General features: G+C 63.6%; 12 protein-coding genes. All 12 read right to left on the reverse strand.

Annotation, left to right across the window (positions count from 1 at the left end):
• Positions 1 to 4: 4 nt before the first annotated feature.
• A complete protein-coding gene (locus NKI37_RS24070; RefSeq protein ID WP_023671177.1) occupies positions 5 to 1633 on the reverse strand; it encodes a GMC family oxidoreductase in 1629 nt (542 codons plus the stop codon).
• A 12-nt stretch (positions 1634 to 1645) separates the two neighbouring features.
• The gene (locus tag NKI37_RS24075; RefSeq protein ID WP_023671178.1) at positions 1646 to 2407 is read right to left on the reverse strand and encodes a 3-ketoacyl-ACP reductase; all 762 of its coding nucleotides are present in this window, start codon (positions 2405 to 2407) and stop codon (positions 1646 to 1648) included.
• A complete protein-coding gene (locus NKI37_RS24080; protein WP_023671179.1) occupies positions 2404 to 3906 on the reverse strand; it encodes a GMC oxidoreductase in 1503 nt (500 codons plus the stop codon). The genes NKI37_RS24075 and NKI37_RS24080 overlap by 4 nt, the downstream gene beginning before the upstream one ends.
• Positions 3907 to 3911: 5 nt before the next feature.
• Positions 3912 to 5027 (reverse strand): ABC transporter ATP-binding protein, encoded by a 1116-nt coding sequence (locus tag NKI37_RS24085; RefSeq protein ID WP_023671180.1) that lies wholly within the window; start codon positions 5025 to 5027, stop codon positions 3912 to 3914.
• A 20-nt stretch (positions 5028 to 5047) separates the two neighbouring features.
• Positions 5048 to 6007 (reverse strand): carbohydrate ABC transporter permease, encoded by a 960-nt coding sequence (locus tag NKI37_RS24090; RefSeq protein ID WP_023671181.1) that lies wholly within the window; start codon positions 6005 to 6007, stop codon positions 5048 to 5050.
• Entirely contained in the window at positions 6004 to 6954 is a 951-nt protein-coding gene (locus NKI37_RS24095; RefSeq protein WP_023683220.1) for a carbohydrate ABC transporter permease, read from the reverse strand. The genes NKI37_RS24090 and NKI37_RS24095 overlap by 4 nt, the downstream gene beginning before the upstream one ends.
• 253 nt (positions 6955 to 7207) lie before the next feature.
• The gene (locus NKI37_RS24100; RefSeq protein WP_027049809.1) at positions 7208 to 8461 is read right to left on the reverse strand and encodes an ABC transporter substrate-binding protein; all 1254 of its coding nucleotides are present in this window, start codon (positions 8459 to 8461) and stop codon (positions 7208 to 7210) included.
• A gap of 58 nt (positions 8462 to 8519) precedes the next feature.
• A complete protein-coding gene (locus tag NKI37_RS24105; RefSeq protein WP_023740947.1) occupies positions 8520 to 10031 on the reverse strand; it encodes an aldehyde dehydrogenase family protein in 1512 nt (503 codons plus the stop codon).
• An 11-nt stretch (positions 10032 to 10042) separates the two neighbouring features.
• A complete protein-coding gene (locus NKI37_RS24110) occupies positions 10043 to 10819 on the reverse strand; it encodes an enoyl-CoA hydratase/isomerase family protein (protein ID WP_023828237.1) in 777 nt (258 codons plus the stop codon).
• A complete protein-coding gene (locus tag NKI37_RS24115) occupies positions 10812 to 12413 on the reverse strand; it encodes an acyl CoA:acetate/3-ketoacid CoA transferase (RefSeq protein WP_352788521.1) in 1602 nt (533 codons plus the stop codon). Before NKI37_RS24115 ends, NKI37_RS24110 begins: the two co-directional genes overlap by 8 nt.
• Entirely contained in the window at positions 12410 to 13420 is a 1011-nt protein-coding gene (locus NKI37_RS24120) for a Gfo/Idh/MocA family protein (RefSeq protein ID WP_023686430.1), read from the reverse strand. Before NKI37_RS24120 ends, NKI37_RS24115 begins: the two co-directional genes overlap by 4 nt.
• Complete coding sequence (locus NKI37_RS24125; RefSeq protein WP_023686429.1) at positions 13417 to 14475, reverse strand: LacI family DNA-binding transcriptional regulator; 1059 nt, start codon at positions 14473 to 14475, stop codon at positions 13417 to 13419. Before NKI37_RS24125 ends, NKI37_RS24120 begins: the two co-directional genes overlap by 4 nt.
• Positions 14476 to 14646 lie beyond the last annotated feature (171 nt).

The following is a 14646-nucleotide window of genomic DNA, read 5'->3' on the forward strand; positions in this document are numbered from 1 at the left end:
GTGGCTATGCGGCCCGATTGCCGGAGAACACCGCCGGCGGAAGCGGCTCGCGGCCGAGGATGATGTCGGCGCCTTTTTCGCCGACCATGATGGTCGGCGCATTGGTGTTGGAGGAAGGCACGCGCGGCATCACCGAGGCATCGCAGACGCGCAGGCCCTCGATGCCGCGCAGGCGCAGGTCCGGTGTGACCACCGCCATATCGTCATGGCCCATGCGGCAGGTGCCCACGGGGTGATGGTCGGTCTTGGCGGTGCGGCAGGCATAGTCGATCAGCTCGTCGTCGCTGGCGAGCGATGGTCCGGGCAGCACCTCGCGCAACACGTAAGGTGCAAGCGCCTTCTGCCGCATGATCTCGCGCGCAAGCCTGAGGCCCTTGATCGACATGGCGCGGTCATAAGGGTCCGACCAATAGTTGGGATCGATCAGCGGGTGGTCGGCCGGGTCGGCGCTGCTCAGCCGCACCGTGCCGCGCGAGCGCGGGCGCAGGAAGGCCGAGTTCAAGGTCACGCCGGGGTTCTTCAACCTCTCGACGCCGGCCTCGATGCCGGAGCCGAGTCCCAGATGGAACTGGATGTCGGGCGAGGCGGCGGTAGGATCGGCGTACCAGAAGCCGCCGGTCTCGAACAGGCTGGAGGCGACCGGCCCTTTCTTCAGCAGCAGATACTGCAAGCCGGCCCACGCGGTGCGGTGCAGCTTGGCGTAGTTGTCATAGGTGTGGTCGCCGGTGCATTCGGCGATGACGAACAAATCGAGATGGTCCTGCATGTTGGAGCCGACACCGGGCAGATCATGCACCGGCGTCACGCCGACCGATTTCAGGTGATCAGCCGGGCCGATGCCCGACTGCATCAACAGCTTCGGCGAACCGATGGCGCCGGACGAGACGATCACTTCGCGCTCGGCGCGCATGATGGTCTTCTCGCCGCCGGGTTTGTCGACGATCTCGACGCCGGTGGCGCGGCCTTTCTCGACGACGATGCGGGTGACCAGCACATCGGTTCGGACCGTCAGGTTCTTGCGGGCGCGGATGGGCTTCAAATAGGCGACCGAAGCGGATGAGCGCCGGGCGTCCTTCTGGGTCAGCTGGTAGTAGCCGACGCCTTCCTGGCTAGCGCCGTTGAAATCCGGGTTGAAGGGGATGCCCATCTCTTGGCCGGCGCGGAAATAGGCTTCGCAAATCGGCAGCGGCGAAATAGGGTTCGACACGCCGAGCGGCCCCTGGTCGCCGTGAAAATCGTTGGCGAAGCGCTGGTTGTTCTCGGCGCGCTTGAAATAAGGCAGCACGTCGCGATAGCCCCAGCCCGCGAGGCCCTCTTCCTTCTCCCATGCGTCGTAGTCGCGAGCGTTGCCGCGCGTGTATATCTGGGCATTGATGGACGAGCCGCCGCCGACCACCTTCGCCTGCGTATACCAGAAGACGCGGTCCTGCATGTGCCTCTGCGGCACGGTCGACCAGCCCCAGGAAGCGATGCCCTTGGTCATCTTGGCAAAGCCCGCCGGCATGTGGATGTAGGGGTGCCAGTCCTTGCCGCCGGCCTCGAGCAGCAGCACGGAGTTCGCTGGATCCTCGCTCAGCCGGTTGGCCAGAACGCAGCCGGCCGGGCCGGCACCTACGATGATGTAGTCGGTCATAACCCTATCCACCTACAGTCGAGGCACGGAGAGCGCGCCGTCGACATTGATAATCGAGCCTGTGGAAAAGCCGAGCTTGCCGGCGGCAAGCGTCGCCACCACGGCGCCGATGTCCGATGCTTCGCCCCAGCGTTTTGCCGGCACCAGGCCGCTGTCGATAAGCGCGTCGTATTTGGCTGATACGCTCGCGGTCATGTCGGTGCGAATGATGCCCGGCCGCAGTTCGAACACGCCGATGTTTTCCGGCGCAAGCCGTAGCGCCAGGTTCTTCACCCACATCGAAAGGCCGGCTTTCGAGATGCAGTAGTCGGCGCGTTCCGGCGAGGCCATATCGGCGCTGACCGAGGTGATGGTGATGATCGAGCGCGGATGATTGCTGGGAGCCGCCAGCATCGCCTTGGCGACGGCCTGGCTAAGGAAGACTGTGCCGCGCAAATTGACGTCCAGCGCACGGTCGAAATTCTCGGGCTTCAGCTCCAGCAGATCGCCGCGCACCACGGCGCCGATGCCGGCATTGTTGACGAGGCAGTCGATGCGGCTGAAGGCACGTATGGCGGCGTCGACGAGGGCCGTGTGATCCTCGAGGTTGGCGATATCACAACGGACATAGGCGAACTCCGCACCCCGTGCGGTGATGTTGGCGGCCAGTTCGTCCGGCGCTTGTTCGGCAAGGTCGGCGATCAAAATGTCGAAGCCGTCCCCGGCCAGCGCCTCGGCGCAGGCGAGCCCAATGCCGCGCGCACCGCCGGTGACGATTGCTGCGGGGCGGGTCATGCCGCGAGGTCCGTTCGGCGAATATGCTCGGCCACGCGCAGCGCCTGTGCCGCAATCGACAGCGCCGGATTCACGGCGGCCGAGTTCGGCAAAAAACTGGCGTCGACAACGAACAGGTTCGGGTGGTCGAAGGCGCGGCAGAAAGGGTCGAGCGGCGACGTCGCCGGATGGTCGCCCATTTTCACCGTGCCGCACTGGTGCGAGGGCGTGCGCTTGTCGAAGGGACGCGACAGCACGATGGGATAACCGCAGGCGCGGAAGTTCTCACGCATCACCCTGGTCAGCCCGTCCAGCGACTGCATGTTGGAGCGCCGCCATTGCATGACGATGTCCTTGCCGTCGACCATGATGCGGCTTTCCGGATCGGGTAGATCCTCGCACATCAGATACCAGTCGACGGCGTGACCGGCCATGTAATCGAGCGCGAATTTCGGCACGCGTTTGACGTTGGCCTTCAACATGTTGCCGTCGATCTTGCCGAGCAGCTGGACGTTGCCGAGCGGCTTGCCGCCTTTGCCGTCGGAGAGATAGTAGTCATTCAGCATCAGCGTCTTCTGGTAGACGCTGTCGTTCCTGCGGCGCGGATCGATCGCCAGCATGGCGCTCGAATTATGGTTCATGAAATTGCGGCCGACCTGGTCGGAGCTGTTGGCGAGGCCTTTACCGTCTGATGAAGGCGAGCGCAGCAGGATGACGGCGGAATTGACCGCGCCGGCGGACAGGATGACCAGCTTCGGCGCGACTTTCTTCAGCTCGCCATTCTGACGGTAGTGAACGGCAGCGATGCTTTTGCCGTCGGACGACGCTTCGAGATATTCGACATGGCAGCCGGTTTCGAGTCGGATATTGCTGTCCTTGAGTGCAGCCGTCAGCGGTCCGGTCTGCGCATCGACCTTGCCCTGGGCGGTATTGGGGAATGCGTCCCAGCCGGTCTTGCCCTCTTTCAGCCAGTTGTCGATGTCGACGCCGAGCGGCAGCGAGGCCGGATGCAGGCCGAGGGCTTTCAACTCAGCGCGGGCGCGGGCAATCGGCGCTTCGTCGGGCACCGGCTTGAAAGCATAGGGGATCGAGTGGAACGGTTCGGTCGGGTCCTCGCCGAGCGAGCCGCGGACGCGAAACAGCTGCTCGGCTTTCGAATACCAAGGCTCGAATTCATCGTAGGAAAACGGCCATGCCGGCGAGACGCCACCGAAGTGCTCCATGGCGGCGAAATCCTCTTTGCGGTAGCGGATCAGCACCGCGCCGTAGAATTTCGAATTGCCGCCGACATAGTAGTAATTGCCGGGGTTGAAGGCCGCACCGCCGGCCTCGCGCCACATCTCCTTCGGACGGTAGTGGCCGTCGACGAAGATGGAGCGCGTGTCGCGGGCATGCGGCGTTGCCGTCAAGGGCTCACCGCGCTCCAGCATCAGGATCGAGGCACCGCTGCCCGCCAGACCGGAGGCGATCGTAGCGCCGCCGATACCGGAGCCGATGATGACGATATCGGGGCTGACCATCTCGATCAGCGGATGCGGTGTTCGGTCGCCGGATCGAAGAACACGGCCTTGGTCAGGTTGAAGGCGAGCGGCGTGCTGGTGCCCGGCTGGATGTTGGCGTCGGCCCGCAACCGCGCCACCACGCCCTTGCCGCCGAGGTTGGTCACCGCGAACGTGTCGGACCCTGCCGGCTCGACCACTTCGATGTGCAGGTCGGCAGTGGCAATGTTGGAGGCGTTGCGTTCCGCACCTTCCGGATCGGTCAGCGCTTCCGGGCGCACGCCGAAGATGATCGGCTTGCCCTGGAATGCCGAAAGACCCGCTGGCGCGTTGGCCATCGGCAGCGTGATCGGCTCGCGCGCCTCGCGCTCCAACACGACGGACAGCGCATTGCCCGACGTGGCAATGGTCGCCGGGATCAGGTTCATCGCTGGCGAACCCATGAAGTCGGCGACGAACAAATTGGTCGGGTTGTTGTAGATCTCGGCCGGGGTGCCGAACTGCTGCACCTCGCCGTCGCGCATGACGGCGATCTTGGTAGCCAGCGTCATCGCCTCGATCTGGTCGTGGGTGACGTAGACGATGGTTGTGCCGGTGGTGGCATGCAGGCGCTTGATCTCGATGCGCATGTCAACGCGCAATTTGGCGTCGAGGTTGGACAAAGGCTCGTCGAACAGGAACAGCTTGGGGTCGCGCACCAGCGCCCGGCCCATGGCGACGCGCTGGCGCTGGCCGCCGGAAAGCTGGCTCGGCTTGCGCTGCAGGAGGTGGCCGATCTGCAGGACCTTGGCCACCTTGTCGATCGCCTTTTGGCGTTCGTCGGCCGGCACGCCGCGCATCTCCATGCCGAAGGAGATGTTTCCGGCCACCGTCATGTTCGGATAGAGCGCATAGCTCTGGAACACCATGGCGATGTCGCGCTTGGATGGGTGCAGATCGTTGATGGCGCGGCCGTCGACGCGGATTTCGCCCTCGGTGATCTGCTCCAGGCCGGCAATCGTGTTGAGCAAGGTGGACTTGCCGCAGCCGGACGGGCCGACCAGCACCAGGAAGCCGCCCTTTTCGAGCTCGACATCGATGCCCTTCAGGATCTCGACATTCCCGAAGCGCTTCTTCAGCCCATCAATTTCCAGAAAAGCCATGGTCGTTCCTTCCGAATTGATCAGCCCTTGACCGCGCCAGCCATCAGCCCGCGCACGAAATAGCGGCCGGCGACGACATAGACGATCAGAGTGGGCAGAGCCGCGATCATCGCGGCCGCCATGTTGACGTTGTATTCGACGACGCCGGTCGAGGTGTTGACGACGTTGTTGAGCGCCACCGTCATCGGCATGGAGTCGCCTGTGCCGGCGTAAGCCGAAGCGAACAGGAAGTCGTTCCAGATGTTGGTGAACTGGTAGATGACGGTGACGACGAAGATCGGCATCGAGTTCGGCAGCATGATGCGGCGGAAGATCTGGAAGAAGGAGGCGCCGTCGACCTGCGCCGCCTTGATCAGTTCGTTCGGGAACGCCTCGTAATAGTTGCGGAAAAACAGCGTGGTGAAGCCGATGCCGTAGACGACATGGACGAAGACCAGGTTGACCGTCGGATTGCCGAGACCGAAACTCGTACCCGTCGCATTCTGCAGCTTCACGCCGAAACGTCCCAAGCTGCCGAGAATGGTCGCCATCGGCAGCAGCACCGACTGGAACGGAATGAAGCAGGCAAACAGCATCAGCCCGAACACCAGCGTGGCGCCGCGAAAACGCCATTTGGTCAAGACGTAGCCGTTGAGCGCGCCGAGCATGGTCGAGATCAGTACGGCTGGAACCACCATCTTGATCGAGTTCCAGAAATAGCCCTTGATGCCGGCGCAGGTGAGGCCGACGCAGGTCTCGCCCCAGGCCTTCAGCCACGGGTCGAAGGTCGGCGCCGTGGGCAACGCCAGCATGTTGCCGTTCTGGATCTCGTCCATGGTCTTGAACGAGGTCACCAGCATGACGAACAGCGGCATCAGATAAAACAGCGCAAACAGCGCCAGAAGCCCGTAAATGACGATGCGGTTGAGGGTCTTGGTGCTCATGCCGCCGGAGGCCTTTTGGGAAGCAGCGGGGCGGGCAGGGGTGGCGACAGCGCTCATCGCGGCTTCTCCCGCAGTTCGGAATAGAGATAGGGCACGATGATGGCGACGATGGTCATCAGCATGATCACGGCACTGGCCGAGCCGACGGCCATTTCGTTGCGCTTGAAGGTGTACTCATACATGAAGTTGGACGGCAGCCAGGCCGAGCCACCGGGGCCGCCGCTGGTCAGCGCCACGACGAGATCGTAGGACTTGATGGCAAGGTGCGCGAGCACGATGAAGGCCGACAGGAAGATTGGCCGCAGCAGCGGAATGACGATGCGGCGGTAGAGCTGAAAGGTGGTGGCACCGTCGATCTGCGCCGCCTTCATGATCTCGCCGTCAATGCCACGCAGGCCGGCCAGGAACATCGCCATGATGAAGCCGGAGGCCTGCCAGACGCCGGCAATGACCACCGTGTAGATGACGAAATCCTTGTTCTTGATCCAGTCGAAATGGAAGCTCGTCCAGCCCCACTGATGCAAGGTCTGCTCAAGACCGAGGCCGGGGTCGAGGAACCATTTCCAGGCGACGCCGGTGACGATGAAGGACAGCGCCATCGGGTAGAGATAGATCGGCCGCAACACGCCTTCGCCGCGAATCTTCTGGTCGAGCAGGATGGCCAGGAACAGGCCGAGCGCCAGGCAGATGGCGATGTAGAGAAAGCCAAAAATGCCCATATTGACGATCGACGTGTACCAGCTCGATGGCGGGTCGGAGTCGAACGTCCAGCCCCACAGCCGTAGATACGCGCGTGGTCCGGTAATGACATAGGACGGGAAGGTCTTGGAATTAGTGAAGGACAGATAGACAGTCCACATGATAAAGCCATAGACGAAGACGATGGTGATGGCGAAGCTCGGCGCCAGCACGATCTTCGGCAGCGCGTCCTGCAATCGCGCGCGCACGGAGGGGCGAGACCGCTCGGGTGTCAGCTTGATCTGGGTCGTCGCTACACTGCTCATGAGGCTCCTCCCGTTAGGGTCGTCCGTGCTCTGCCGTCAGGAGGCAAGGCGGCCCCGTGCATACGGGTCTCTGGTCGGCATGGTGTTCAAGAGGGTTTCACCGTTTCACGGAAACGGCGAACCTCTCTAACTCTTTCTTTTACGCAATTCCGGCCGGAAAACCGCTCACACTTTTCCTGGAATTGCGCCAGCCGGCCAATCCTGAGGCGAACCTTCCCCGCCGAAGCGGGAAAGGTGTCTTGCCGGCCAGGGCTTACTTGGCGTCGTCGATTGCCTTGACCAGTTCGGTCACGGCTTCGTCCGAGGTCTTGATCTGACCGTGGACGAACTTCGAAACGACGTCCTTGTAGGCATTGGCGACCGCCGGAGGCGCGCCATAGCCCTGGGCAAGCGAGCCGAACAGTGTGCCGCCTTCGTTGGCAGCCTTCAGGTCGGCGATGCCCTTCTTGCCGCACGCGTCGAAGTCGGTGTCCGGAACGTCGGTACGGGCGGGAACCGAACCCTTGACGACGTTGAAGGCCGACTGGAAGCTCTTCGACAGGGTGGCGGTGGCCAACGCGACCTGGGCGGCCTTGCGGTCGTCCGGAACGTTGAACATGCCGAACATGTCGGAGTTGTAGACCACCGAGCCTTCCGTGCCCGGGAAGCGATAGCACAGGAAGTCGGTGCCCGGCGTTTTCTTGGCGGCGTTGAACTCGCCCTTGGCCCAGTCACCCATCACCTGCACCAGGGCATCGCCCTTGATGACCATGGCGGTGGCAAGGTTCCAGTCGCGGCCCGAGAAGTTCGGGTCGACATAGGTGACGAGCTTGGCGAGGTTGTCGAACGACTTCTTCATCGTGTCCGACTTGAGGGACTCGTCGTCGAGGTCGTTGAAGGCCTTCTTGTAGAACTCAGGTCCGCCGGTCGACAGCACAACCGAGTCGAACATGGTGGCTTCCTGCCAGTTCTGGCCGCCAAGGGCGAGCGGAATAACGCCAGCCGCCTTGGCTTTGTCGAGCAGGGCGACGAAGTCGTCGAAGGTCTTTGGCTCGGTGCCGCCGATCTTGTCCATCACCGCCTTGTTGATCCACAGCCAGTTGACGGAGTGGACGTTGACTGGAGCAGCGACCCACTTGCCATCATAGACGGAGAACTTCTGCAGGGCTGCCGGAACCGACTTGTCCCAGCCTTCCTTCTTCGCCGTCTCGGTCAGGTCGCCCATGACGCCGGCCGCCGCATAGTCGAGCACGGTGTAGCCGAGCATCTGCGACGCGGTCGGGTAATTGCCGGCCGCGACCATCGCCTTCAGCGCAGTCATGGCGGCGTCGCCGCCACCACCGGCCACCGGCACGTCCTTCCAGGCATAGCCTTCCTTGGCAAGGTCGCCCTTGAGGACGTTGAGAGCAGCCGCTTCGCCGCCCGACGTCCACCAATGCAGCATCTGCACTTCCTTGACGTCTTCGGCATGGGCCGAGAAAGCAAAGGCCGTCGCCAGAGCCGTTCCGATAAGCAGTTTGCGCAACATGTTCTACCTCCCTTGTTGCATTACACGACCGGTGGAAGCCCACCGGGTTCTTCCAAACTCAGCCGACCCACCAACCGGTGCGCTGGCCGCGATGAAACTGGATTGTCTTTTCCTCGGTATAATCCTCGACAGCGCGTTTGCCGAGTTCGCGTCCGATGCCGGACTGCTTGTAGCCCCCGAATGGCAACTCGGGAAAGCCTTCCATGAATGTGTTCACCCAAACGGTCCCCGAACGCACACCACGCGCCACCGACATACAAGTGTCGATTCTGGCGCTCCACACCCCTGCAGACAGACCATAGGGCGTGTTGTTGGCGATGTGCAACGCCTTTTCAATCGATCCAAAAGTCAGCACGGAGAGCACCGGGCCAAACACTTCCTCGCGCGCAATAGCCATGTCTTCGGTAACGCCGCGAATGATGGTCGGATCGAGGTACTGGCCGGCATTGGACGCCAATTGGCCGCCACCGCTATAGACATTGCTGCCGTCTTTTGCTGCTGCCGCAACGTAATCTGCGACCTTGGTCAGATGGTCGGCTGATATCATCGCGCCAACCTTGGTTCGGTCGTCGAGTGGGTCGCCGACCGTTACCTTGGCGGTCAGGGCCTTGACAGTGGCGAGGAAATCGTCGGCGATGGCTTCATGCACGATCAGCCGACTGCCGGCATTGCAGCATTCGCCGGCGTTGAAGAAGCCGCCGAACACTGCTGCGTCAGCGGCCGCCTCGAGATCGGCATCGGGGAAGACGATCTGGCCGTTCTTGCCGCCGAGCTCCATCGAGACTTTCTTCAGCGACTGCGCGGCAGAAGCCATGGTCATCTTGCCGACGCGGGTAGAGCCGGTGAACGACACCATCTCGACCAGCGGATGGCTGACCATCGGCCCCCCGACATCGGCGCCGAGGCCGGCCAGGATGTTGACGACGCCGGCGGGCAGGCCGGCCTGCATCAGGATGTCGCCGAGCACGAAGGTCGAGGCCGAGGTCATTTCGCTCGGCTTGACCACCGCGGTGCAGCCGGCGGCGAGCGCGAAGGGCAGTTTCTGGCTGACGATCAAGAACGGGAAATTCCACGGGGTGATGATCGAGACGACGCCGATCGGCTCGCGCAGCACCACGCCCAGCATGGCGTCGCCGAGATTGGCGTAACTCTCGCCGTGCAGCGTGCGGGCGAGCGAGGCGGCATAGCGCCAGATGTCGACGGCGCCGCCGATCTCGCCGCGCGCCTGGGCGATCGGCTTGCCGGATTCCAGCGCATCGAGGCGGGCGATGTCTTCGAGCTGGGCCTCGATCAGGTCAGCCGTCTTGAGCAGGATCGCGGCGCGCTCGGCCGCCTTCGTGCGCGGCCACGGGCCGGTCTCGAATGCCTTGTGCGCGGCCTGCATGGCCGCCTCCACCTCGGCCTCGCCGGCCTGCGCATAGCGCGAAACGGTGAAGCCATGGCCGGGGCTGTTGCGCGCAATCGTGCGGCCGTCACGGGCATCGACATGCTTGCCGTCGATCAGGAGCTTGTAAGCCTTCGGCGCCTTGGACGCCTCGGCTGGCATCGAAATGTTGAGCGGTGCGTTCATCATGCTTTTCTCTAGGATCTCGAAAAGGCCGGCTTCTGCTTGGCCTTGAAGGCGCTCACGCCGGCTTTGAGGTCGCCGGTCAGCGCAACGAAGCCGCTGGCGAGCGCCTCGGTGGCGGCCGCACTTTCCTCGCCTTCGGCGACTGCGATCATCAGCTTGGCGGCTTCGGTTGCGAGCGGCCCGCGCCCGGCGATTTTTTCGGCCCAAGTCCTGGCCTCTGCCAGCGCCTGGCCGGTCTCGACCACGCGGTCAACGACGCCGAGTGCAAGCGCGTCGGAGGCGGCAAAGAGCTCGCCGCCGAGCGCCATGCGGCGCACGATCTGGGCCCCAAAGCGGCGCACGGCGCGCTGCGTGCCGGACCAACCGGGGACGACGCCGATCGATGTCTCGGGAAAGCCGAGCTTCACCTGCGTTTCGGCGACACGGAAGTCGCAGGCGACTGCCAGCTCCAGCCCGCCACCCAACGCATGGCCGGAAAGCACCGCGATGGTCGGCTGCCGCAGCCGCGCCAGTCGGTCGAAGACGCGGTGGCCGTAGCGCACCCATTGCACCTGAAAGTCGGCAGCGCTCATCTCGCCCCAGGCCTCGACATCGCCGCCGGCGCAAAAGCCCTTGCCTTCGCCGCGGATCAGCGCGACGCGCACGCCTTCAGCCATTTCGGCTTCGTCGAGCGCTGTCTCGAGCGCGCGCAGCATTGGAATGTCCAGCGCGTTGAACTTCTCCGGCCGGCGCAGCGTGACGATACCGATGGCGCCGTCCTGCTCGAAGGTGACGAGGCGCTCAGCCATGCGCGCCTCCGAGAGAAGCGCCGCCATTCAGCGATAGGCCGATCGGCCGATCCTGGTACAGCGCCGCCGGTGTCACCTTGAGGTCGTTGGCGACGCCGAGCGGTGTTTCGGACTGCGCCAGCACATCGCGTTCGAGGTCGATGCCAGGCGCCAGTTCCGTCACCATCAGACCGTCCGGCGTCAGCTTCATCACGCAGCGCTCGGTGACGTAGGTGATGTCCTGGCCTTGTGCGACGGCGCGCTTGCCGGAGAAGGAGATGTGCTCGACCTCGTTGACCACCTTCTTCACCTTGCCTTCTGCATCGATGCGAATGCCGCCATCGGCGAGCGACAGTTTTGCGCCGGCATTGAAGAAGCCGGAGAAGACGATCTTTTTCGCCCGTGCCGTGATGTCGACAAAGCCGCCGGCCCCGGCGGTGACATGTGGCCGGGCCGAGAGTTTCGACACGTTGACGGAGCCATGGCGGTCGATCTGCAAGAAGGAGAGCAGCGAGGCATCGAAGCCGCCGGCCTGGAAATAGATGAACTGGTGCGGCGAGGGCATGATCGCCTCGGCATTGGAAGCGCAGCCGAACTTGAAGTCGAGCAGCGGCACGCCGCCGACGGCGCCCTGCTCGATCACCCAGGTGACTTTGCGGTGCTGGTCTTCCTCGAGAAGGATACGCGGCACGTTTGCCGAGATGCCGAAGCCGATATTGACCGCCATGCCGTCGCGCAATTCCATGGCGACGCGGCGCGCGATTACTTTCTGGACGTTCATCTCAGCGTTGCGGAAGCTGGACAACGGCCGGAAGATCTCGCCCGAAATCGCCGGGTCGTAAGGCGTCAACGTCGTCTGCAACTGGTCCGGCGCCACCACGATGTGGTCTACCAGCACGCCGGGCACGCGCACGTCATGCGGCTTCAGCGTGCCGTTCTCGACGACGCGCTTGACCTGCGCAATGACGATGCCGCCATTGTTGCGCGCGGCGAGCGCCTGTTCGAGGCCGCCCAAATAGGCGCCTTCATGCTCGTAAGTGAGGTTGCCGCGCTCGTCGGCGGTGGTGGCGCGGATGATCGAAACGTTGGGCACGATCGAGCGGAAATAGAGCCATTCCTCGCCGTCGAACTGCTGCACCGAGACGATCGGCTCGCTTGCAGCCTCATTCATGGCGCAGCCCTGGTGGCGCGGGTCGGCAAAAGTGTCGAGGCCGACCTTGGTCAGCACGCCCGGCCGCTTGGCGGCGGCCTCGCGGTGCATGTCGAAAAGGATGCCGGAGGGCACGTTGTAGGCGGCGACCGAATTGTCGCCGATCATCTTCCATATCTGCGGCGGCTCGGACGAGGAGGGGCCTGAGGGATAGGAGCCGCAGAGCGTGCGCTTCAACAAGCCGGGCTTGGCCAGATGGTCGATGCCCTTGATGCCATACATGTCGCCGGCGGCGATCGGATGCAGCGTGGTGATGTCTTTCGGATGGCCTTCGGCGTCGAAGCGCTCGCCGATGGCAGCCAGGACGGCGTCAGGGCAGCCAAGGCCGCTCGACGACGAGACGGAGACGGTCATGCCGTCCTTGATGAGGCTTGCTGCTTCAGCGGCGGAGACGAGCTTGCTCACACAACACCTTTCGGATCGATAGTGACGGCCTTGCCGGACTTTGCCGACTGCAACGCTGCTTCGGCTGAGGCCAGCGACCAGACGCCGTCCTCGCCGGTGGCGGAGGGCTGGCCTTCTCCACGCATGGCGGCATGGAACTGGCGCAGCGACCTGGCGTAGAGGTCTTCTCGGTCGAAGCTCAGTTCCTCCTCGCCTTTGGCGGTGCGTAGCAGCACCGAGCCGACCGGCTTCTGCGTCATCACATTTTTTGCGATCAGCGAACCTTCGGAACCATGCACCTCAAAGCCGGTATCGGCGAACTTGGTTGTGAAGCCTTCATGCGACTGGGCGATGATGCCCGACCCGAAGCGCCAGATGCACATGGCGCCGTCTTCCAGCCCGCTGCTGGCCATGCCGGCCAACTGGGTGAAGGCCGAAATCTCGACCGGGTCGTCGCCGAGCACGAAGCGCAGCGTGTCGGCATCATGCACGGTGATGTCGAGCACCACGCCGCCGCCGGCCTCAGGCTTGGTAATGCGCCAGCCCTGCAGGTTTTCCGGCAAATAGACGGAATGGAAGACGCGCGCGGCAATCGGCTTGCCGATATGGCCGGCTGATATGGCGTCGCGCATGGCGCGGTGGGCGCCGGCATTGCGCAGATGATGATTGGTGCCAAGCACGACACCGGCTTCCTTGGCGGCGGCGACCATTGTGCGCGCGTCGGCGCTGTTCAGCGCCAGCGGCTTTTCGCACAGAACATGCTTTCCCGCCTTGATCGCAGCCAATGCCTGTTCGAGATGCAGTTCATTGGTGGTCGAGATGTAGACGGCGTCGATTTCGGCGCCGAGCAGGTCGTCCAGCCTCGAGACGGCAAGCGGAATATTCTGTTCCGCGGCATAAGTCTTGGCGCGCTGCGGACTGGAGCTCATCACCGCCGCGATCTCGCCACCCTCTTGCGCGCGGATGGCGTTGATCATGAACTGTTTGGCGATCGTGCTGGCGCCGATCAGTCCCCATTTGACGCTCATGCCGCGTCTCCCATTCCTGCTGATGTGTCCTGGGCGCCGCGATCGGGACCGCAGCTGTCCCTGACGACCAGATTGACGGCGCCGATATGGTCCTCGGCATGCGTGATGCGCGACTGGATCATCTTCAGCATGACGTGAGCGGCGCGTTCACCGAGGCCGGGTGTGTCCACCGAGACGCTGGTCAGCGCCGGCATATAATGCTCGGCTTCGACCACGTCGTCGAAGCCGACGACAGCAAAGTCCGCGCCGGGCTCCAGCCCGCGCTTGCGCAGCGCCAGCATGACGCCGAAGGCGACGGCATCGTTGAAGCACAGTGCCGCCGTCGGCGGCTCGGCCATGGCAAGGGCGGTTTCCAGGCACGCGATGCCGCCCCTGCGGCTGGTCTCGCCTTCGACGACAAGCACGTCGCGCCTGGCAATGCCCAATGTTTGGCAAGCTTCACGAAAACCGCCCAGGCGCTCCTGATAGACGACCAGGTCGGAGGTGCCGCCGAAGAAGGCCAGCCGGCGATGGCCCTTGCCGATCAGATGGGCGGCGGCGAGATACGCGCCGCGATGGTTGTCAGGAGCGATCACCGGGATGCGGCTGTCCGGCAGGCGGCGCATGGCGAAGACGACCGGCACGCCCGCCATCTCGAGGCGACGGAAGGCGCCCGGCGTGGTGCCGCGTGCCGGTGACACGATCAGGCCTGCGACGCCCTGTTCCATCAGCGATTTCAGCACTTCTTCCTGGCGCACCGGGTTCTCCGCCGTGTTGGCGATGAAGGGCACGATGCCGGCCGACTGGAAGACGCGCTCCATGCCGACCGCCAGCTCGGCGAAAAAGGGGTTGGTGAGATCGTTGATGACCATGCCGATGACGTTGGAATGGGCTTTGCGCAGATTGGCGGCGCCGCGGTTGTAGACATAGCCGACATCCTCGATCGCCTTGCGAACCTTGACCGCGGTTTCAGGCCGGATCAGCCCTGAGCCTTGCAGCACAAGCGACACCGTCGATTTGGACACACCAGCCTCGCGGGCGATGTCCAGGATCGTTGCCTTGGCCCGGCTGGCCATGTCGGTGGTTTCCTCCGCTTAAATGGGCAAATCTATTGGAACGTTCTAATCACTCTGCCAACCGAGAGTCAATCGGGATTCTTGCGGAGATCGAAAAGGTGATGAATGTGGTTTCCTAGCAAGGACTCTTAGCCTTCTTCGGCATTTGGACCGGTTCAATCGCCGCAATCA

It is taken from the genome of Mesorhizobium sp. M0626 (genome assembly GCF_040320665.1).
In the GTDB taxonomy this organism is placed as follows: Bacteria; Pseudomonadota; Alphaproteobacteria; order Rhizobiales; family Rhizobiaceae; genus Mesorhizobium.

Coding starts and splice junctions, on each gene's coding strand:
- NKI37_RS24070 (WP_023671177.1), bottom strand. CDS start 1,633: ATGACCGACTACATCATCGTAGGTGCCGGCCCGGCCGGCTGCGTTCTG.
- NKI37_RS24075 (WP_023671178.1), bottom strand. CDS start 2,407: ATGACCCGCCCCGCAGCAATCGTCACCGGCGGTGCGCGCGGCATTGGG.
- NKI37_RS24080 (WP_023671179.1), bottom strand. CDS start 3,906: ATGGTCAGCCCCGATATCGTCATCATCGGCTCCGGTATCGGCGGCGCT.
- NKI37_RS24085 (WP_023671180.1), bottom strand. CDS start 5,027: ATGGCTTTTCTGGAAATTGATGGGCTGAAGAAGCGCTTCGGGAATGTC.
- NKI37_RS24090 (WP_023671181.1), bottom strand. CDS start 6,007: ATGAGCGCTGTCGCCACCCCTGCCCGCCCCGCTGCTTCCCAAAAGGCC.
- NKI37_RS24095 (WP_023683220.1), bottom strand. CDS start 6,954: ATGAGCAGTGTAGCGACGACCCAGATCAAGCTGACACCCGAGCGGTCT.
- NKI37_RS24100 (WP_027049809.1), bottom strand. CDS start 8,461: ATGTTGCGCAAACTGCTTATCGGAACGGCTCTGGCGACGGCCTTTGCT.
- NKI37_RS24105 (WP_023740947.1), bottom strand. CDS start 10,031: ATGAACGCACCGCTCAACATTTCGATGCCAGCCGAGGCGTCCAAGGCG.
- NKI37_RS24110 (WP_023828237.1), bottom strand. CDS start 10,819: ATGGCTGAGCGCCTCGTCACCTTCGAGCAGGACGGCGCCATCGGTATC.
- NKI37_RS24120 (WP_023686430.1), bottom strand. CDS start 13,420: ATGAGCGTCAAATGGGGACTGATCGGCGCCAGCACGATCGCCAAACAG.
- NKI37_RS24125 (WP_023686429.1), bottom strand. CDS start 14,475: ATGGCCAGCCGGGCCAAGGCAACGATCCTGGACATCGCCCGCGAGGCT.